At 59.2% G+C, this 20,902-nt stretch carries 16 protein-coding genes; 10 read left to right on the top strand and 6 right to left on the bottom strand.

Translation table 11 applies throughout. From position 1 onward, the window contains the following. Positions 1-178: 178 nt before the first annotated feature. Positions 179-1,369, top strand: coding sequence for a pyridoxal phosphate-dependent aminotransferase (locus DXD49_RS09365; RefSeq protein ID WP_117794816.1), 1,191 nt, complete (start codon positions 179-181; stop codon positions 1,367-1,369). Positions 1,370-1,528: 159 nt separating this feature from the next. After that, positions 1,529-2,350 (top strand): phosphatase, encoded by an 822-nt coding sequence (locus DXD49_RS09360; RefSeq protein ID WP_117794815.1) that lies wholly within the window; start codon positions 1,529-1,531, stop codon positions 2,348-2,350. Positions 2,351-2,450: 100 nt separating this feature from the next. On the opposite strand, the gene rlmD is transcribed toward DXD49_RS09360, so the two are convergent. Further along, on the bottom strand, positions 2,451-3,899 hold the full coding sequence (rlmD, locus tag DXD49_RS09355; RefSeq protein WP_117794814.1) for a 23S rRNA (uracil(1939)-C(5))-methyltransferase RlmD: 1,449 nt from the start codon (positions 3,897-3,899) through the stop codon (positions 2,451-2,453). Between the two features lie 342 nt (positions 3,900-4,241). On the opposite strand from rlmD, the gene DXD49_RS09350 reads away from it, so the two are divergent. The 4 genes from DXD49_RS09350 to DXD49_RS09335 all read left to right on the top strand — a co-directional run bounded on the left by DXD49_RS09350 (position 4,242) and on the right by DXD49_RS09335 (position 9,043). Further along, positions 4,242-5,102, top strand: a complete 861-nt coding sequence (locus DXD49_RS09350; protein ID WP_117794813.1) for a transporter substrate-binding domain-containing protein — start codon at positions 4,242-4,244, stop codon at positions 5,100-5,102. A 146-nt stretch (positions 5,103-5,248) separates the two neighbouring features. Continuing rightward, positions 5,249-5,902, top strand: coding sequence for an amino acid ABC transporter permease (locus DXD49_RS09345; protein WP_233505102.1), 654 nt, complete (start codon positions 5,249-5,251; stop codon positions 5,900-5,902). Next, entirely contained in the window at positions 5,895-6,659 is a 765-nt protein-coding gene (locus DXD49_RS09340; RefSeq protein ID WP_117743432.1) for an amino acid ABC transporter ATP-binding protein, read from the top strand. The genes DXD49_RS09345 and DXD49_RS09340 overlap by 8 nt, the downstream gene beginning before the upstream one ends. 308 nt (positions 6,660-6,967) lie before the next feature. Beyond that, entirely contained in the window at positions 6,968-9,043 is a 2,076-nt protein-coding gene (locus DXD49_RS09335; protein ID WP_117794812.1) for a translation factor GTPase family protein, read from the top strand. Between the two features lie 114 nt (positions 9,044-9,157). Here the strand turns inward: DXD49_RS09335 and DXD49_RS09330 are convergent, their stop codons facing one another. Continuing rightward, on the bottom strand, positions 9,158-10,138 hold the full coding sequence (locus DXD49_RS09330) for a DNA/RNA non-specific endonuclease (RefSeq protein ID WP_117763825.1): 981 nt from the start codon (positions 10,136-10,138) through the stop codon (positions 9,158-9,160). Positions 10,139-10,329: 191 nt separating this feature from the next. On the opposite strand from DXD49_RS09330, the gene DXD49_RS09325 reads away from it, so the two are divergent. Continuing rightward, positions 10,330-10,980 (top strand): HAD family phosphatase, encoded by a 651-nt coding sequence (locus DXD49_RS09325; RefSeq protein ID WP_117794811.1) that lies wholly within the window; start codon positions 10,330-10,332, stop codon positions 10,978-10,980. A gap of 369 nt (positions 10,981-11,349) precedes the next feature. Beyond that, on the top strand, positions 11,350-13,044 hold the full coding sequence (locus DXD49_RS09320; RefSeq protein WP_158564816.1) for an ATP-binding protein: 1,695 nt from the start codon (positions 11,350-11,352) through the stop codon (positions 13,042-13,044). Between the two features lie 119 nt (positions 13,045-13,163). On the opposite strand, the gene DXD49_RS09315 is transcribed toward DXD49_RS09320, so the two are convergent. Beyond that, a complete protein-coding gene (locus DXD49_RS09315; protein ID WP_117794810.1) occupies positions 13,164-14,042 on the bottom strand; it encodes an ATP-dependent sacrificial sulfur transferase LarE in 879 nt (292 codons plus the stop codon). Positions 14,043-14,215: 173 nt separating this feature from the next. Between DXD49_RS09315 and DXD49_RS09310 the strand changes: the two genes are divergently transcribed. Further along, complete coding sequence (locus tag DXD49_RS09310) at positions 14,216-14,866, top strand: HAD family phosphatase (RefSeq protein ID WP_117794809.1); 651 nt, start codon at positions 14,216-14,218, stop codon at positions 14,864-14,866. Positions 14,867-15,067: 201 nt separating this feature from the next. On the opposite strand, the gene DXD49_RS09305 is transcribed toward DXD49_RS09310, so the two are convergent. Both DXD49_RS09305 and DXD49_RS09300 read right to left on the bottom strand, forming a co-directional pair. Then, positions 15,068-16,273, bottom strand: coding sequence for an ATP-binding protein (locus DXD49_RS09305; RefSeq protein ID WP_117794808.1), 1,206 nt, complete (start codon positions 16,271-16,273; stop codon positions 15,068-15,070). A gap of 216 nt (positions 16,274-16,489) precedes the next feature. Next, entirely contained in the window at positions 16,490-17,623 is a 1,134-nt protein-coding gene (locus tag DXD49_RS09300) for a LacI family DNA-binding transcriptional regulator (protein ID WP_233541791.1), read from the bottom strand. Between the two features lie 547 nt (positions 17,624-18,170). Between DXD49_RS09300 and glmS the strand changes: the two genes are divergently transcribed. Next, positions 18,171-20,018, top strand: coding sequence for a glutamine--fructose-6-phosphate transaminase (isomerizing) (gene glmS, locus DXD49_RS09295; protein ID WP_117763820.1), 1,848 nt, complete (start codon positions 18,171-18,173; stop codon positions 20,016-20,018). Between the two features lie 120 nt (positions 20,019-20,138). On the opposite strand, the gene DXD49_RS09290 is transcribed toward glmS, so the two are convergent. Next, positions 20,139-20,840: a GntR family transcriptional regulator gene (locus tag DXD49_RS09290; RefSeq protein WP_233502147.1), complete on the bottom strand. Its 702-nt coding sequence runs from the start codon at positions 20,838-20,840 to the stop codon at positions 20,139-20,141. Positions 20,841-20,902 lie beyond the last annotated feature (62 nt).

Below are 20,902 nucleotides of genomic sequence, written 5' to 3'. Positions count from 1 at the left end.
GGCGGAATGTCAATCCTGGTCTAACAGAGCCTTTTCTTTTGAGCGATATGGGCCATCTGTTAATTGGGGACAGACTTAAATGAGCGTTTTCACGCATTTAAGTCTGTCCCCAATCAACATTGCTGCGGCACTTTGCTCGGCTAAAGCGTACAATAGCGCCTATGCGAAAGGGGAACAGATGATCAACGATACTATGTATGCGCGCGGTGCGGAGAGCTCCATCATCCGCGAGATCTTTAGCTACGGCCTTGAGCGCAAGGCACAGATCGGCGCGGAAAACGTGTTCGATTTCTCACTGGGTAACCCGAGCGTTCCGGCACCTGCCGCCGTGGCTGAGTCCATTAAGAAGGCCTTGGAGCTGCCGAGCGACCAGCTGCATGGATACACGCCTGCACCGGGTCTGCCGCAGTGCCGTACCGCCGTGGCCGAATCGCTCAACCGCCGCTTTGGCACGAGCTATGAGGGCAAGGATGTCTTTATGACGGTGGGTGCGGCGGCTTCGCTCACCTGTACGCTCAACGCGATTACCAATCCGGGCGACGAGGTCATCGTTATCGCTCCGTACTTTCCGGAGTATCGCGTGTGGATTGAGAAGGCCGGCTGTACGTGTGTCGAGGCGCTCGCCGATGAAGATACGTTCCAGCTGAGCGTGGATAACGTGCTCAAGGCGATTACCGATAAGACGGCTGCCGTCATTATCGACTCACCCAACAACCCGACCGGCGCTGTGTATACGCGCGATACCTTGACGCGCCTGGCTAAAGTTTTGTGCGAGGTCAACGCCAAGCGCGATTCCGAGAATCCGATCATGCTGATCTCGGACGAACCGTATCGCAAGATCGTCTATGGCGCCGAGGTTCCTTGGGTGCCTTCGATCTACGAGCACACCATCGTGTGTTACTCGTATTCCAAGTCGCTGTCGCTGCCGGGTGAGCGCGTGGGGTGGATCCTGGTTCCCAATACGAATCCTCAGGCAGCTCGTCTAATGCCCGCCGTTGCCGGTGCCGCCCGTACGCTGGGCTTCGTGTGCGCTCCGGCGCTCTTCCAGCGCGTGATTATCGACTGCATTGATGAACCGAGCGATGTCGAGGCCTATGCGCGCAACCGCACCGCGCTTACCGATGCACTGGCGGAGTACGGCTACACCTATGTTGAGCCGAATGGCGCGTTCTACCTATGGGTGAAGGCGCTGGAGCCCGATGCGAACGCTTTCTGTGAGCGCGCGAAGAAGTATGAGCTGCTTGCGGTGCCCTCGGACAGCTTTGGCATGCCGGGCTGGTTCCGCTTGGGCTACTGCGTGAGCTACGAGACCATCGTCAATTCGTTGCCTGCCTGGAAGCAACTGGCCGACGAATATCTTCGAAAGTAAAGCGCTCTGCTTACAATGTTTTACGTGAAACGGGGTTTGGTTTTAAGCCAGACCCCGTTGTCTATGCCGTTGTGTGATTGGGATGAAGCAGTTTTACGACTATCGAAGGCTATGCGTACAATGAATATACGCGACGGCCATGCCGGATAAGGAGATCCGATGCCCTACCTGCTTTCTTGTGATATCCATACTCATACGATGTTCTCTGCGCATGCATATTCGACCATTGAGGAGAATGTGTACTGGGCGGCAGAGCGTGGCCTGCAGGTGCTCGGATCTGCCGACCATCTGAGCTCTATGGTTTCGCCTTGCCCCAATGACCTGCGTAGCTACCAGTTCTTTATCAACCAGGATGTCTGGCCTCGCATTTGGAGTGGCGTGCTGGTGTTGCGCGGTGCCGAGGCCGATATCGTTTCGCTGGACGGAAGCCTGTTTGGCGAGGACACTCCTGTCACGCTCGATATTGCCGGCGATCCGTTCAGCCGCCAGCATTCGCTGTTCGATTTGGTTACGCGCAATTTGGATTATTTGGTGGCAAGCGTGCATAATCCGCAGATTGCCGAAGGTGCGACGCTTGCCCAGGTGACCGAGATGTATATCAATGCCCTGGAGCACCCCAAGGTGTTCATGCTGGGTCACACGGGTCGCTCGGGCGTTCCGTTTGATATCGATGAGGTGCTGTTGGCGGCCAAGGCCAAGCACAAGATTATCGAGATCAACAACCATAGTCTTGAACATGGTACCGATGCCGAGCATTGGGGCGTGTGCCGCAAGATTGCCGAGCGCTGCGCCGAGCTGGGCGTGGGGATTGGCATCTCGACCGACGCGCACATTGGTATGGCGATTGGCAAGCTCGAGCAGGCGCGCAAGATGCTCGATGAGATTCACTTCCCGCTGGACCTGATTGTGACGCGCGATCGCGAGACGCTGCTGCGCGAGATGGCGGCAGCCGGCGTGTGCGACCTGCGCAAGAGCATGTAGCGGGCTCATATAGCCAACGAAAGGGGGCGGTCCAGACGGGCCGCCCCCTTTCTTGTGCCGGTAGATTTTAAGGCATGTCCCAAAAATCTACTGGGGTGGGCTAGCGGCGCCCGAGGATCGCTACGGTTTCGGTGTGGTCGGTATGGGGGAACATGTCGACCGGCGTGATCTTGAGCAAGCGATAGCCTCCGTCGAGGAGCTGGTGCAGGTCACGCTCTTGGGTCACGGGGTTGCAGCTGATATAGGTGATGCGGCGCGGCTTGAGTGCGCAGGCGGCTTCGAGGAACTCGGGGGTGGAGCCGGCGCGCGGCGGGTCGATGGAAAGGACGTCGACGCGTTCGTTGTTGTCGGCGGCATCGAGGATGTAGTCGGTGGCGTCGTCGGCCATAAACCAAGCGCTGCGGGTGAGACCGTTGAGCTCGGCATTGCGGCGCGCGTCGGCAATGCCCGCGGGGTTTCGCTCCACACCGAGCAGCATGATGCCAATGCCCTTGTCCTGGGCACCCTTTGCGGCGCAAAGGCCGATGGTGCCGCTGCCGCAGTAGGCATCCATAAGCACGTCGCCCTGGCGCAGGTCCATGCCGTCGATGGCGAGCTGGTAGAGCAGCTCGGTCTGTTGCGGGTTGGTCTGATAGAACGCGGTGGGGGAGATGTCGAAGTCGCAGCCGAGCAGCTGGTCGCGCATGCATTCGGCGCCATGCACGATGCGGGTCTCCTCGCCTAGAATGGCGTTGCCGGGGCGTCCGTTGATGTTTTGGGCAACGGTGACGATATGCGGATCGAGTGCGGCGACGGCCTCAAAGAACTCCTGCGCATGCGGCAAGTCGCGCTGAGCGGTCACAAGGGTGATCATAATCTGGTCGGTGCGCCAGCCGCAGCGAACGACGGCATAGCGAAGCAGTCCCAGATGCTTGTCTTCGTTAAAGGCGGGAATGTGCAGGCGTTCGGCCTCGCGAGCGATGCCGTTGAGAATCTGACGAGCACCCGGCGCCTCGACAGGACACTCGGGTACGGCAACGATCTTGTGCGTGCCGCGCTCAAAGAAACCGCAGCGGACAGCGCCCTCCTTACCGGGAGCAAACGGAGTGGCAGCCTTATGACGAAAACCGCGCGGCGCAGGATATTTGCCCGGGTCGCCTAGGGTGACGCCCATACCGCGAATGGGATCGACGGTTATGCCCTCGCGCTCACAGAGCTCAGCAAACAGTTCCTCCATAGCAGCCTGCTTGGCCACCAACTGCTTCTTATAAGGACGATTGAGCGCCATGCACCCACCGCAAGCTTTCATGATCGAACAGGGAGACTTGGGGTCCACAGTCTTGCGCGCAGCCGAAGCCGGATCATTATACGAGTGCTTGGGGCGAGTCTGAGATGCCTTATCCCCGCCCCGGCGAGAGCCAGAACGCTTGGCCTTAGCCTTGCCCTTGGCCGACTTACCCTTCGCATCCTGAGACGCCTTGGATTTCTTAGAAGATTTTTTCTCCCCCGACCCCTCAGCCGCCTCGATCAAAGCACGACGAGCCTTACGCTCCGCACGAGATTCTGCCATGAATTAACCCCACTATTTAATAAAAGAAAAGTCCGAAGCAATTGTACCGTGCATTCAACGTGCCCGTTTGGAGAGGAGGCTATTTAAGGTTCCGAGCACGTTGTCTCCCGGCTGAGTGGCGCCCGGCGCGGAGTTTAATTTGTCGCGAGTTCCGCACGAACAGGAGGCCACTTAATGTGGCCTCCGTCGTGAGCAGGACTGTAGAGCAGGAAACTTAATTACGCGCCGCTCCCCGCCCGCGCTGGGCAACCCCTCCCTTGTACTTTATCTAGGTAGAGTGTATGATTCTGAACGTTACACGACTCACTTTACTTAACTAAAGTGCCAGCAAGGGGGAATACCATGAATACCGATATGTCTCGTCGTCAGTTTGTTGGTCTAGCCGGCTCACTCGCCACGGTGCTTGGCCTTGGTCTTGTCGGCTGCGGCGGTGGTGCCGGCAAGGGCTCCGCTGCTGGCTCTGCCGCGGCCAAGGATGTGAAGGGTGCTGCGGAGTCCAAGAAGCTCGTGGTGGGCTTTGATAAGTCCTATCCTCCGTACGGCTTTGTGGGCGACGACGGCGAGTACACCGGCTTTGATCTCGATCTGGCCAAGGCCGTTGCCGACAAGCAAGGCTGGGAGGTCAAATACGAGGCCATCGACTGGGATGCCAAGGATACGCTGCTCAACTCGGGTGCCATCAACTGCATCTGGAACGGCTTTACCATGGAGGGTCGCGAGGACGACTACACGTTCTCCGAGCCGTACATGCTCAACGAGCAGGTGCTCGTGGTCAAGAAGGATGCGGGCATCAAGAGCTGGGACGATCTTGCCGGCAAGACCGTGATCACCCAGACCGATTCCGCTGCGCAGGATGTGCTCGAGGGCGACCAGAAGGATCTGGCCGCGACGTTTGCCACGCTCGATACCATCGGTGAGTACAACACGGCGTTTATGCAGCTCGAGAGCGGCGCGGTCGATGCCGTGGCTTGCGACCTTTCGATTGCCCAGTATCAGCTCGCCGCCAAGCCCGATGCCTATACGCAGCTCGACAAGCCGCTGTCCAGCGAGCACTACGCCGTTGGCTTTAAGAAGGGCGACACCAAGTCGGCCGATGCTGTAACCGAGTCGCTCAAGGCGCTCTACGAGGACGGCACGGTTAAGGACCTCTGCGACAAGTATGCAGATTACGGTCTTTCCTTCGATAATTGGGTGCTCAAATAACGGCTTTCCCAGGAACCCGATCTTGCCGCTCAAACCCTCCTCGCGTACCAAAGTACGCTTCGTCGGGCTTGTCGCTCGCAATCTTGGGCACTGCGCCTATTTGAGAATAAGATCCGCTGTTCTGCTGTTGCGAAAGAGAGGGTAGGTTGTCTATCCAAGTCATGATGCAGATGCTTGGCCAGGGATTCTTGGTCAGCTTGCAGCTGTTTGTGCTGACGCTGCTCGGGTCGATTCCACTGGGAATCCCCGTGGCGTTTATGCGCATGAGCAAAATCGCGCCGCTTCGCTGGATTGCGCGCATCTACATTTCGGTCATGCGTGGCACGCCGCTCATGCTGCAGATGTTTGCCATCTACTTTGCCCCGTACTACGTGTTTGGCATCTCGCTCACACCCGATTCCAAATGGACGGCGTGCGTTGTGGCGTTCATCATCAACTACGCCGGCTACTTTGCCGAGATCTATCGATCGGGCCTGCAGTCCATTCCGCGCGGTCAATACGAGGCTGCCGAGGTGCTGGGCTATTCGCGCCTGCAGACGTTTTTGTACATTGTGATGCCGCAGGTCGCTAAGCGCATTTTGCCGGCGATGGGCAACGAGATTATCACGCTGGTCAAGGATACGTCGCTGGCATTTGCCATTGGCGTGGGCGAGATGTTCTCGACGGCCAAGGCGCTGGTTGCCTCGCAAGTGAACATGGTGCCGTTTGCAATCGCGGCGCTGATCTACTGGGTCTTTAACTTTGTGGTCGAGATGCTGCTGGGCGCCGCCGAAAAGAAGCTGGACTATTACCATGACTAACTCAGTGATGAAGATCGAAGGCGCGCGCAAGGCGTTTGGCGGCAATGAGGTTCTCAAGGATATCTCGCTTGAGGTGAAGCGTGGCGAGGTCGTGGCGATTATCGGGCCTTCGGGTGGCGGCAAGTCCACGCTGCTGCGTTGCGCCACACTGCTCGAGACGCTCGACGGAGGCTCGCTCTCGTTTGGCGGCCTTGCCGTCGCGACGGATGCGGGTTCGGGCGCGGTGTATGCGAAGGGCGATGTGCCCAAGCAGGCGCGCTCGCGATTCGGCCTGGTGTTCCAGAACTACAATCTGTTTCCGCACTATACGGTGATGAAAAACATCACCGACGCGCCGATCCGCGTGCTTAAGCGCCCGCGCGAGCAGGCGGAAGCTCGTGCGCACGAGCTGATTGCTCAGATGGGGCTTGTGGGCAACGAGAACAAGGTGCCGTGCGAGCTTTCGGGCGGCCAGCAGCAGCGCGTGAGTATTGCCCGCGCCCTGGCGCTCGACCCGGAAATCTTGTTCTTTGATGAGCCGACCTCGGCGCTCGATCCAGAGCTGACGGCCGAGGTGCTGCGTGTCATTAAAGACCTTGCGGCGCAGAACATGACGATGGTGATCGTGACCCACGCGATGCAGTTTGCGCGCGATGTTGCCGACCGCGTGGTCTTTATGGACGGCGGCCGTATTGTCGAGGAAGGTCCTGCCGAGCAGGTCATCGACCATCCACGCGAGCAGCGTACCCGCGAGTTCTTGAGCCGTATCGAGGGGTAGGCTCAGCTATTTACTCAACTTTTTAATTGAGGCGAAGCCGCCAGGTCTTACGGCCTGCGGCGGCTTTTATTTGTATCGATGGGGTTTAATAATCGCCTCGCACGTTTGCTCTGGCCTCTCGCCGTCTGTATTCATACGTGCGCCGAAAGGTGTGCATGGACAGGCGGATGCAAGGGTAGGGTGGTGGCATAGGACATTTGGAGGGTGAGTCGGCTCGGCTGCCGACCATGCTGCTCCCGGGACGGCACCGACCGCGAACTCTCCCCGTTGGCGTCGCGCATTGCGCGCGGCCCTGCAAGGAGGTCATCATGGGTGCTCCCAAGACCGGTAACGTAAGGAACGTGGTGCTCGTAGGCCAAGGCGGGGTGGGCAAGACTTCACTCGCCGAGGCCATGCTCCACCTTTCCGGCAAGACCGCCCGCCTGGGCGGCCACGACGGCACCAAGCCCACGCTTGACTATGACCCCGAAGAGGTCAAGCGTGCATTTTCCATCTCGACGACCATTGCGCCGATCGACTGGAAGGGCGCGCGCATCAACGTGCTCGATGCCCCGTGCTATCCCGATTTTATCGGCGACGCCTATGCCGCGATGAGCGTCTGCGAGACGGCTCTGTTTGTTGTCGACGCCGAGGCCGGCCCGCAGCCTACGACGGTTAAGCTCTGGTATGCCGCCGAGGACCTGCGTCTGGCGCGTGCGGTGTTCGTAAACCGCCTGTCGCGCTCCGAGGCCAGCTTTGCGACCACGATGGACCTGCTGCAGGAGCGCTTTGGTACGCGTCTGGGCGCCGTGACCCTTCCCTGGGGCGAGGGCGAGGACTTTGACGGCATCATCGACCTGGTGCGCATGAAGGCGCGCCATTGCAACGGCGCTGAAGCCGTTGAGTCGGAGATTCCCGAGGAGTATCGTACCCAGGCCGAACAGGCCCACGACCACCTGTGCGAACTCGTTGCCGAGGCCGACGACGAGCTGATGATGAAATACCTGGAAGGCGAGGAGACGCTGACGCAGGAAGAGCTCGAGGGCCTGCTGTCGAAGGCGATCGCCGAGCGCATCTTTGTGCCGGTCTTTGCGGGCGATTGCATTAAGGAGCAGGGCGTCAACTCGCTGATGGACGACATCGCCACGTACTTCCCGGCGCCGACGGACTACGGCGAGATGCCGCTCATCGACGGTGATTCGCTCAAGATCTCGAGTGACGATGACCGCCCGGTGGCGTTTGTGTTTAAGACCCTGGCCGACCCGCAGCAGGGTCGCATCAGCTTTATCAAGGTGCTGACGGGCACGCTTGAGCCGGGTCTTGAGCTGATCAACGCCCGCACGCGCAAGGGCGAGCGTCTGGCTCACCTGTATGTGATGTGCGGCCGCGACATGACCGAGGTCGGGCACGCGTATGCCGGCGATATCATCGTGGCGCCCAAGCTGGCTGCCGAGACGGGCGATACGCTCTCGATTACCGGTAAGGTCGAGGCTGCGGCGTTTAAGTTCCCCAACTCGCAGTACCGCATTGCCATCGAGGCCGAGAATCGCGGCGACGAAGAGAAGCTCTACACGTTTATCGAGAAGGCTTGCAAGGCCGATCCGACCATGAGCATCGACCGCGACGAGGAGACCGGCCAGACCATTATCTCGGCGGTGGGCGAGGCACAGGTTTCGGTCCTGCTCAATCGTCTGGAGGACCGCACCAAGGTCGCTGCCAAGAGCGTGCCGATCCGTATCCCGTATCGCGAGACCATCCGCCGCACGGCAAGTGCCCAGGGTCGTCATAAGAAGCAGACTGGTGGTGCCGGTCAGTATGGTGACTGCTGGCTGCGTGTGGAGCCGATGATTACCGCCGACGGTACGAGCGACGGTTATGAGTTTGTGGACGAGGTCGTGGGCGGCCGCATTCCGCGCTCGCTGATCCCTGCCGTGGATAAGGGTGTTCAGGAGACTATGAAGGACGGCATCATCGCCGGCTACCCGCTCACGGGCATTCGCGTGGCTGTGTACGACGGCTCGTATCACAGCGTCGACTCCAACGAGATGGCGTTCCGCGCGGCGGCCCGCATCGGCCTGCGCAAGGCGTGCGCCGATGCCGACCCGGTGGTGCTGGAGCCCATCGAGGAAATCACGGTGACGATCCCCGAGAGCTACGCCGGCGCCGTGATGGGCGACATCTCGGCCTCGCGTGGTCGCGTGACGGGCATGGAGACCGATGAGCGCGGAGACACCGTGGTCATTGCCCAGGCGCCGCTGGCCGAGCTGACGGATTACTCGACGCGCCTGCGCTCTATTACGCGCGGCACGGGCGACTTTACCATGAAGCCCGCGGGCTATGAGCAGGTGCCTTATGACGTTCAGGCCAAGCTGGTCGAGCGCTATGAGGAGAGCCGCGCCAAGTAGCGTGTGACGTTGCCTGTAACATACGTGCCGATGCAAGGGCCGCTCTGGGTGATCCGGAGCGGCCCTTTTTGATCCCCGGTGGGGTTGCAAATCGGTTCTTGTCGTGGCTCGGGGCTAATCCCCCGAGGCCTGGTTGCGGCCGGTGGCGTAGTCGATCTGCACATGCGGCTGCAGGTTGTAGCAGTACACGTGGAAGCACAGTGTCTTGCCGTGGTCCTCGACCGACTGCGCCTCGAGGCGGACACCGCGGCAGACGAGTTCCTCTTCGTTGTACATGGGCGTGACGCGGTAGAGCACGTGGTTGCCCGTGTCGCGGATATAGCCGAGGATCTGCTCTTCGAAGGGCAACATGCCCGTCTCGTTGAGATAGCGCGTGCCGGTCAGGAGATTTTTGCGGTTGGCGTTTTCGCCGCAGAGCGACCAAGCGATAAGGTGGCAACGGTTATAGAGGCTCTGGCTCGGAATAAAGTCGTAGCGCTGCTGGTGCCATCCGGCGGGGTGGATACGCGAGATATCGCCGCGCTTGCCCTGACCGAGCGATTCAGGTCCTATGCAGGCGAGTGCTTTGCGGGTACGGCCCAGGCTGTCGAGTTTAGAGAACTTCTTAAAGCAGCCCTCTTCTGCAGCGCGCTCGTATTCATCGAGCGTGAATGATGGCGTGCCGAGCGCGTGCGTGCTGTCGGCACGAAGGGCAACGTAGGGGTTGCCGGCGTAGTCGGGAATGCTGCTGAGATATACGCCGCGGGCGCGGTTGAGATCGGGGTTTTCGACCTCGTCGATGGGGGTGGCGCTGTTTGCGGATGCGTCGTCACCGGTGTCGGTTGCGGCGGAATCGGAGCCATCGCCAGAGTCCTGGCTGTTTTGAGGGTCCGGGGAGCTCGCCGTTCCCGATTCGAGCCGGGCGACCAAGTCCGCTTCGTCGTCGGTGCGGTTGGGGCTCTCGCTTTGCTTCTCGGCCAGAGCCGCCGCCTGCTCATCGCTTTGCGGCGACAACAGCTTGGGCGCTCCGTCGATCGATCCCGTAAACAGCGCAAACCCCAGCACCACGGCGGTGCCGATGGAAAGTACTTGCTTGTAGGCGGACTTGCGCGACATGGGGGCTCCTGGTTAGTCGGTTGCGAATCTACCAGTCTAGCAGGAGACGCCGCAGGTCGTTTCCCAGATAAAACCTGCCAAAATAAACCTGTCCCTTTTCAGCAGGTTGGAGCGATATGATATATACGTTATATACAAGTTGCAAAGTGGGGGTAGGGTTGCGGTAACGCAAGCCGGCGAAGGGGGTCGATATGATCAAGGCTGTCATTTTTGACATGGACGGAACGCTGATCGATACCGAGCGTTTGGACGTGAGGGCATGGAAGGTGGGCGCTGCCGAGCTGGGGATTGCGATTGATGATGCGCTGGTCCATCAGTTTATCGGTCGCTCGATGCCCGATGTCAGGGACATCCTTGAGGAGCATTATGGCAGCCGCGAAATCGTCGAGACGGTCGAAGCCCACTACAGGGATGCTCTCGACGAGATGGTCAAGACCGATCTGGAGCTTAAGGCCGGCGCCGCCGAGTGCCTGGACGAACTGCTGGCTGCGGGCTATCACGTGGGCCTTGCGACGTCGTCGCGCCGCGTTGCGGCCGAGCGCAACCTTAAGACGGTCGGCCTCTTTGATAGGTTTGAGACGGTGACCTGCAACGAGGATACCCTGAACGGCAAGCCCGATCCCGAGATCTACCTGCTCGCCTGCGAGCGCGCGGGCTTTGCTCCCGAGGAATGTGCGGTGGTCGAGGACTCACGCAACGGCTGCGTCTCTGGCATCGCGGCCGGCTGCCATGTCTTTGCCGTTCCCGATATCGTGCCGTTGCCGCAGGACGTGGCGGACGGCTGCGAGGCCGTGCTCGATACGCTGTTCGATCTGACGGCGGCGGTCAGGGCCGTGCGCTAAAGGTATGCGCCGAGGCTGATGACGGTGGCTTCGGCGTGGCCCCGCTTGCGTTTTCCCAGATAAAACCTGCCAAAATAAACCCGTCCTCTTTTGGCGGGTTGGCGGGGTAATGCCCGCCGCAACTTAGGGCACGGTTGGGATGTGTACGCTTTAAAGAGCGGAGCCCATGGTTAGAGAGATGCGCTCGTCTCTCTAAACGTCTCTCTAAAGAGAACGTCGGTTAGAGAGATGGCCTTAGGTAATCTAGCAGTGAATTCGATACATCTCTCTAAATTTCTCTCTAAAAGAAGGTGCTCATCTCTCTAAAGTTAGAGAGATATACTAAGCTTTAGAGAGATAAATCTATTGTTTTAGAGAGACGGAATGCCAATGCTGTTGGATGAACCTCTTGGCCTTATCGTTGAGCGCCTTCGCAGGCGGGGGACCGATGACGCATCGGTAGAAGTTAAAGCCTGCACGAATAAATTGAGTGCAGACGTATGGGAGACAGTGAGTGCTTTTGCGAACACTGCGGGCGGGCTCATTATTTTGGGCCTGAACGAAGCCGAAGGATTTGTTCCTTCTGCCAACTTTGCTATCGACAGGGTGCGCGACCAGTTTGTTTCGGGTATCGGAGACGGAGGCTCAGCGGCGGTGGTGACCCATGCGCCACGGTATGAGCTTGATCGAGGCGAGGTCGACGGGCTCCAGGTACTTCTGGTGCGCATCTTTGAACTTGAGCTCAAAGCGAAGCCATGCTATATCGGCGCGCGCGGCGTGCAGAACGGTAGCTACAAGCGCGTGGATGATAAAGATATCAAGATGTCGCCCGCTGAGCTATATGAGCTACAGAGTGCGTTGCTTCCGAGCGATGCAGACGGTACGGTGGTTTCGGAGGCAACAGTCGAGGATTTGGATCCAGATGTCGTGCGGTCCATTATCGCAAATCGCCGGCTGCAGACCCCGCGCGTTTTGCGCGGGGCCGATACGCTGGAAAAGCAGCTGGCCAGACTCAATATCACTACAAAGGATGGAGCTGTGAAGCTCGCGGGGCTGCTGTCGGCGGGAATCTACCCCCAGCAGTTCTATCCTAAGCTGATGATCGATGTCGCCGTTCATTCCGATGTGGAAAAATCTGCTCCTGGGCAACCCCGGTTTATTGACCGCCAGTTGTGCGATGGCCCGATTCCGGCTTGCATCGAAGATGCCCTCGCTGCGATCGGACGAAACTTGCGCAAAGCGGCGATAGTGCGAGGCGCTGGTAGAAGGGAAGATTGGGAAGTACCCCAGGAGGTTTTGCGCGAGGCCTTGGCGAATGCCTGCATCCATCGAGAGTATTCGCCCATGTTTGTGGGGCAGGCCGTGAGCGTCGATATCTACCCAGACAGAATAGAGATCAAAAACCCCGGCGGGCTTTGGGGCGGAAAGACGGTGGACAATCTTGCGGACGGGGAATCGCGCTGCCGAAACCCAAAGCTCATGAGCCTGATGGGGGCGACGCCGTTAGAGCATGCTGAGGGGGCTGTTGCGGAAAGTCAGGGATCTGGCATCCCGGCTATGATTCGCGAGATGGAGTCTCGTTCGCTTGGCAGGCCGAAATTTATCGTTAAGGCCGATTCGTTTACGGTGCTGCTTTCCCGGCACGGGGCGGAGCTTGCTGAAAACCGCATGTGGATTCAGGGCCATGTGGACACCGAACTGACGCATCGCGAGGAAACATTGCTCATGTTTATGCGGGAGCATGGGTGCGTATGCGATGTTCAAAAAATACGAGAGGCTTTGAAGTGGGATTCGGATGACATTCGCCTGATCTGCGGGGGCCTTGTCGATAAACATGTCCTGTCAAAATGTGGCAAAGACACGTTTGAAATTATCGATATGAGCAGAGAATTGTCAGCTTCGACGGCGGATAGGATCTTGGAGGCTCTCAGCGCCGGAATGGATATGACGGCGCGAGAAATAGCGGTTGCATCGGGGGTTAAGATTTCGTCCGTCCGTTACCATCTGCCAAAAATGGCGGATAAAGGACTCATTGAAGTAATGGGTTCATCGACGAGCCGCAACCGCCGCTATCGGAAGAAGTAGATGCAGCCGGGTCGCCTCTCTAGTGTCTCTCGAGGCCAGATGGGTGCTGGAGGGGCGATTGTCTCGCGATATTTCCCCAGATAAAACCTGCCAAAATAAACCTGTCCCTTTTTGGTGGGTTACTGGTTCATGTTGCCGTGGATGTAGGGGGTTACCTCGGGGGAGATATGACCGCAGCCTAGGTTGCGCAGGGCAGATTCGATGGCGACGGGAAGCGGGGCCTTGCCCTCGTCGTTGACCGCGGTACTGCCGAGGGCGGCGATCTTGGCGACGTCTGCCGGCGCGGCCTCGATATGCATGCAGCCGCAGACGAGGCGTGCGCGGACCTGGTCCAGGCCAAGGTCGTGCAGGTAGTCCTCACAGGTGCGGATTACATCGACCTTCTCGCGCGTGAGCTCCTCGCCCGTGGGGACACGCGTGGCCAGGCAGGCTCCTGCCGGCAGGTTCCAGACGGGGTATCCCCAGGCGCGCAGCAACTCGCGCTCCTCGTCCTTGGTAAAGCCGACCTCCATGAGAGGGGAGCGTACGCCGAGCTCCTGGGCAGCGCGCATGCCGGGGCGGTAGTCACCGCGGTCGCTTGCGTTGCTGCCGTCGATGACGGTGGGAAAGCCCAGCGACTTGGCGTGGTTGACGATGGCGGTAAAGCCGGCGCGCTTGCAGTGGTAGCAGCGGTCGGCATCGTTGCAGGCTACTTGGGGGAGCCGCAGCTGATCGACCGAAAGATTGAGCACGGGGAGCTTAAAATGCGGCCCCTCATCGGCCTGCCCGTCAACGGACCGCTCAAACGAAGCCTGCTCGGGCGTGCCGATGAGCGGCGTGGTGAGGTGAACGAGAAGCGTGCTGGCGGGCATGATGCGGGCGCAGACCGCGGCCAGAAAGCTGCTGTCGACGCCGCCGGAAAAGCCAATGGCGATGCGTCCGTATGCCAAAAGCAGCTGCTCGAGCGCTGTGAGTTTGTCCTGAAGCCCCTCTGCAGGTGCGGTGGTGTCTGAAAGCATGAATCGATCCTTGCCGTTGAGTACTCGGTCGAAAACTATAATCCTACCGAGCCGCTTGTCATAAGACTTCTATCTATGTAACGAAAGTGCAATATGCTATATACGTTATATACAAGTCTACAGGTGCGGTAAAGTTGCGGGAGTACAGAAGCGCGAAGCGATGGGGGACCGATATGATCAATGCCGTTATTTTTGACATGGACGGAACGCTGGTCGATACCGAGCGTTTGGGTATCAAGGCGTGGAAGGCGGGCGCGGCCGAGCTGGGATTCGCGATTGATGATGCGCTGATCCATCAGTTTATCGGTCGTACGCTGCCCGACGTCATGGGCATCCTTGAGGAGCATTACGACAGCTGCGAAACCGCTGAGGCAATCTATCGTCGCCATAGGGAGATTCGCGACGAGATGGTCAAGACCGACCTGGAGCTTAAGGCCGGCGCCGCCGAGTGCCTCGACGAGCTGCTGGCTGCGGGCTATCACGTGGGCCTCGCGACGTCGTCGCGCCACGTTACCGCCGAGCGCAACCTTAAGATGGTCGGTCTCTTTGACAAGTTTGAAACGGTGACCTGCGGCGATGACGTCGCGCACGGCAAGCCCGATCCCGAGATGTACCTGCTCGCCTGCGAGCGCGCGGGCTTTGCTCCCGAGGAGTGCGCCGTGGTCGAGGACTCACGCAACGGCTGCGTCTCGGGCATCACGGCCGGCTGCCACGTCTTTGCCGTCCCCGATATCGTGCCGCTGCCGCAGGACGTGGTGGATGGCTGCGAGGCCGTGCTCGACACGTTGTTCGATCTGACGGCGGCGGTCAAGGCCGTGTGTTAGCGTTTGTACGTGAGTCGCCATGTCCCGCGCCCGATCCCGCGGGACGGTGGCGGCAACGGCGCCTGCGTGGAGGCGCTGACGCAGTCAGCCCCTCTTATCACGCCAAGATTGCTGTTTTGGCTGATAAGAGGGGCATTGTGCTTTAAGCGACTGGGGCTGCGGCCTTGGTAAGGAGCTGGCGGAGGGTTATGACGCTACAAGTTACTCAAGGAGCCAGTCGATCACGTTGCGCTTGCGGACTCCTTCGTAGTTCGCGTCCGCAAACAGCGTGTCGAGCGTAAGAAGCGTCTTGGGGTAGTTGTCTCGGACTTTCTTAAAGGGGGCCAACTCTCGATTGAGGGTGGTTTCGTCGAGCGTTGTGGCTGAAACCTGAAAATAGGCTGTCTCGTCTGAGTTTAGGGCAACAAAATCGATTTCCCCGCCGTCGATATCGCCCACGTAGACGTCGTATCCACGGCGTAGGAGCTCGAGATAAACAACATTTTCGAGGATATGACCGATATCGCTGCTTTGGGTTTTGACAAGAGCGCCTCTAAGTCCAAGGTCAACGGCGTAGTATTTGCCGTTTGTTGAAAGAAGCTGCCGACCGCGCACGTTATAGCGCGGAGCAAAGTACAGCACAAGGCTGTCTGTTAAGCCTTTGAGGTACTTGGCTACGGTTTTCTGGTCGGTTTTGTTGCCGTTGGACGAGAGCGTGTCGGAGATTTTTTTAATCGAGATCCGGTTTCCAATGCTATGGAGTAGGAACTTGGTGATATCGCGCAGGGTCGGGACGTCCGAGACCTTCAGGCGTTCGATAACGTCGCGTATGACGATGGTATCGTAGAGGCTCATAAGATAATCGCGCGCCTGGGGTCCCTGAATACCCGTCTCGGCGATAAAGGGAAAAGAGCCCCGGGTGATGTACTCGTCAAACAACTGCGCGGGAGCCTTTCCGTCATTGGTTTTTGCCGAGCAAAACTCTTTAAAGGATAGGGGCAGCATCTTGAGCTCTACGTAGCGACCGGAGAGCAAAGTAGCCAGCTCGCTCGAGAGCAGATAGGCGTTGGAACCGGTTATGTAGAGGTCGACATTGTCCTTGATAAAAAGACTGTCGACGGCTTTTTCGAAATGCTCGACGTGCTGTATCTCGTCCAGAAAAACGTAGTTCATCTTATCGGGGACGAGTCTGGCGGAAATGTAGTCGTAGAGTGCTCTATATGACGTAAGCGACTCGAACTCCAGGTCTTCAAAGTTGAGGGATATAACCTGGTCACCTGTGATTCCATGATCGAGCAGGTAGCTACGGTAGATTTCGAATAGCTTTGATTTGCCGGACCTTCGCACGCCCGAAACGACCTTGATGACGTGCGAGTCTTTCCACGAAATGAGCCAGTCGAGGTACTGTTTGCGATCAATCAGATTCATGAAACCCCTTTCTTGGCGAGAAAAAACTGGAGCAAAATCAATACTTATAGGAAATATCTAAAAATATGAATTGAGTCTATTTTAACAAAATAGTTAATGAAAATTGGATTACATTCCATAAATATCCGTAGCCGCAGGTCCGGCTAAACGGGGGGGGGCGCATGGGGCCAGTAAAAAACGCCGCAGCGGGCCTGTTTCCGTTGCGGCGTTTTTTTGTTACAAGTAGGCGCCCAGGTTGATGTCGGTTGTCGGGACCATGGGTTGGCCCGTCGGGTGCGGCTTGGCATTTTGGGTGCTTACGCGCTCGAGCAAGAAGGGACGCACGAGCTCCTGACGGTTAATGTCCTCGCTGGCCGTGACCGTGGTGACGGTGCGCGCGGCGGAGCCGATGCGGACTCGTTTGGTCTTGGCGACAGGTTTATCCTCGATTTGTTCCATGAGCAGCTGCACGCCCTTGCGGCCAATTTCATAGCCCGGCGGCGCCACGGTGGTAAGGGGAACCGACCCGCTCCATGCAAGGGGGTTGCCGTCGCAGCCGGCCACACGGACCTGCTCGGGGACGAAGATGCCTTTGTCAGTCAGCGCCGAGATAACGCCCGAGGCCAATACGTCGGTCAGGCCGATGACAAAATCGGGGCGCTCGTCAGCAGGGCGTTCGGCAATCTGGGTACCGATGCCGTAGCCGTCGGCTGCGGTATTCCACTCTCCGGCATCGATGACCTCAATTTTGATATCGGGATGCAGGGCAAGTGCTTTGTGGATGCCAAGGACGCGCAGGGTGAGCTGCATAAATGCCGCTCTGCCCACAACGGTGATATGGCGTGCGCCGCGGGCGATGGCGAGCTCGGCGATAATGCGCCCCTGTGCCTCGTTGTCGGCGGCCACGTAGTAACCGGGTTCTGAACAATGGACGTCCAGATGGACGATGGGGACGGGAATCTTGGTCATGGCGGGGTGCCAATCGGGGGACGCCATGGGCTGAACCATGACGCCGGACATCTGCGTGCCCATAAAATAGCGCAGGTAATGGTCTTCGAGAATGTCGTCGTTGTCGGCGTTGGCGATGAGCAAGTCATAGCCGTGCTTGCGTGCCTCGTTGTGGGCACCGCTGGCAATTTGGAGCGAGAAGCCGTGGTCGAGGCGGGGGAGAACCAAGCCAAAGGACTTGGTGGTGCCGCCTGCGAGCTGGCGGGCGCTTTGGTTGGGCAGGTAGCCCAGGCGGTTGATGGTCTCGTTGATGAGTTTGAGGGTCTCGGGGCGCAGCTTTTCGGGGTGGTTGAGCGCGTTGGATACCGTGCCCAGCGAGACCCCTGCCTCGCGCGCGACGTCGCTGATTTTCACCTTTGCCATAGCGGCCCCTTTGATGCGTTTCAAGTACAAGGCAGATTGTAGCATCGCCCGCCCCTAGGGTGTCAAAACCTGCCAATTAGGGACAGGTTAATTTTGGCAGGTTTTATCTGGGGAAACGCCGCTACTGCCCCGGACCACCACGAAGGGGACAGGCACCTTTGTGGTGGTTTGAGCTGCCCGGGCCTTCAATTGTCTCGATCTGTAACATCTGGACGGCAAAACCGGCTCTACCTGTTACAGATCGAGACATAGTGCAGGGGCCGAACCGTAATGTCTCGATCTGTAACACTAAGCCGGCTTATTGCGGCCCAGATGTTACAGATCGAGATCTTTCGCCGGGATAGGCCGCCGCCCCGGTCCAAACCACCACAAAGGTGCCTGTCCCCTTTGTGGTGGTGAGGTGTGTGCATCGGGTGGTATCTAAGTTGAGATACCACTTCTGGTATATCAGCTTGCGCTTGCATGAGTACAATACTCGAACGTTATACGTCTCAGCGCCCCCTGTGCGTGGACGTCTTGCAGTCACGCGAACGAAGGGATTTATCCTATGTGCGGAATTGTCGGCTACACCGGCTCTGATATTGCAAAGAACATCCTGGTCACGGGCCTCAAGCGCATGGAATATCGCGGCTATGACTCCTCGGGCGTTGCGCTCGAGGTGGGCGAGGGCGCCGCGGCTCACCTCGACGTCATCCGCCGCGTGGGCAAGGTCGCGGGCCTGGAGAGCGAGCTTTCCAATATCGACAGCGACGCTACCTGCGGCATCGGCCATACCCGCTGGGCTACCCACGGCAAGCCCTCCGTCGTTAACGCCCATCCCCACACCAGCTGCGACGGTCGTATCGCCATCGTCCACAACGGCATCATCGAGAACTTCGCTGAGCTGCGCGAAGAGCTGGAGGGCCGCGGCCACCACTTTAAGAGCGAGACCGATACCGAGGTCTTTGCGCATCTGATCGAAGAGGCCTATGCCGAGACGCACGACCTGATGGCCTCCGTGCGCGAGGCTTGCACCCACGTGGTCGGTGCCTATGGTCTGGCCGCAGTGTGCGCTGACGAGCCCGGCGTGATCGCCGTAGCCCGCAAGGATTCCCCGATTGTGGTCGGCGCAGGCGAGACCGGCGCCTATGTCGCCTCCGACGTCATTGCACTCATCGACGCCACCCGCGATGTCGTGGTGCTCGAGGACGGTCAGTTTGCCAAGCTCACGCCCGCAGGCGTCGAATACACCGACGAGGCCGGCAATGTTATCGAGCCCAAGGTCACTCACATCGACTGGGATCTGGACATGGCCGAAAAGGGCGGTTATCCCGACTTCATGCTCAAGGAAATCCACGAGCAGCCGCGCGTCGTGCGCGACACGCTGGTCGGTCGTATGACGCCAGCCGGCGAGCTCGACATCGACGAGCTGGGCCTTTCGCTCGAGGAGCTCAACGACATCGACCGCGTCTACGTGATCGCTTGCGGCACCAGCTATCACGCTGGCCTCATTGCAAAGAATCTCATTGAGGGCTGGGCTCGTATTCCTACCGAGGTCGAGGCGGCAAGCGAGTTCCGCTACCGCAACCCCATCATCACGCCGACGACGCTTGTTGTGGCCGTGTCCCAGTCGGGTGAGACGGCCGACACCCTTGCCGCCATTCGCGATGCGCGCATCAAGGGCGCCAAGGTCTTCGGCATCACCAACGTGGTGGGCAGCCCGGTGGCGCGCGAGAGCGACGGCGTCATCTATACCAAGGCCAACAAGGAGATCGCGGTCGCCTCGACCAAGAGCTTTATCGGCCAGGTTGTGAGCCTGACGCTGCTGGCGCTGCTGCTGGCGCAGGTCAAGTACCGCCTGACCACCAAGCAGGCGCGCATGCTGTTCCGCGAGCTTTCCGATACGGCCGAGCAGATCCAGTGGATTTTGGATACCCAAACCGAGACCGTTCATGAGGCCGCCCTGCTGTGCAAGGGCGCGCAATCGGCGCTGTTCGTGGGCCGCGGCATGGGCGCCGCCATTTCCTACGAGGGCGCGCTCAAGCTCAAGGAGGTCAGCTACCTGCACGCCGAGGCCTACGCCGCCGGTGAGATGAAGCACGGCCCCATCGCCCTGATCGACCCGGGCTTCCCTGTCATCGCCGTGGCCACCAAGAGCGCCACCTACGACAAGACCGTGTCGAACCTTATGGAGTGCAAGGCGCGGGGTGCCAAGGTCATCGTCGTTGCCACCGAGGGCGACGAGGAGATCAACAAGATCGCCGATTGCATCATCCGCGTGCCGGCAGTCCGCGACGTGTTCAGCCCCATCACGGCGAGCGTCCCGCTGCAGCTGCTCGCCCGCGAGGTCGCCATCCTGCGCGGCTGCGACGTCGACCAACCCCGAAACCTGGCGAAAAGCGTTACTGTCGAGTAGCGGATGTTCCGGCGTTCCAACAGTCAAGGCCCGGCTCCGCGTCATCAGACGGAGCCGGGCCTTTTTGTACGGAGAAACCACCACAAAGGTGCCTGTCCCCTTTGTGGTGGTTTTGGCAGGTTAGCGGAGCTTGCTGGTCTCGAAGTACTCGGGATACTGGTCCAGAATCTCGGTCTGGTTGCGGAACATCATGTGCAGGTGCTTGCTCACCAAAAAGCGCGCCTCGATGGGGTCGCGTCCGGCAATAGCGCGGCGGATTTGCTTGTGCTCGTTAACAATCTCCTGCTTGTCGAGCGTCTGCGTGGCGGCGCGCAGCCAGCGGAAGCGCTCTAGGTCGGCATTGGTCTCCTCGAGCCACGACCACACGGTGCTGCGGCATGCGATGCTAAAGATCATGCGATGCATGAGATTGTCGCTCAAAAAAAAGCCGATGCGATCCTCTTCGGCCATCGCCTTTTCCTGCAGCACGATGGCGCGGTCGAGCTGCTCGATGCCCACCGAGGTGGCACGCGCGCAGCACTCCACGATCACCTGCTTTTCCAGGTGCTCGCGAATGTAGCAGGCACTCTCGGCAAGGGTAAGGTTGATGGGCGAGACATAGGTGCCGCTTTGGGGCACGGTGCGCACCAAGCCCTCTTGCGCCAGACGCACCAACGCTTCGCGCACAGGGGTGCGCCCCATATCCAGGTCGTCGCAAAGCTGTTTAACGCCCAGCTTTTCGCCCGGCTTGTAGTCCAGGTAGACGATTTTGCGTCGAATGGTGTGGTAGGACTGGTCCTGTAGGCTCGCTTCTTGCTCGCCGATGTGCATCGATTCTTCCATAGCGCCTCGCAACCGTTCATTCACACTCATATGTCAGTTGTTTATTATGCCGCGAGTCAGCC

Source organism: Collinsella sp. TM05-38, from assembly GCF_003466445.1.
Taxonomy (GTDB): Bacteria; Actinomycetota; Coriobacteriia; order Coriobacteriales; family Coriobacteriaceae; genus Collinsella.
Note: the sequence above shows the minus strand (reverse complement) of the source record. Positions and strands in the feature narration are given on the sequence as shown.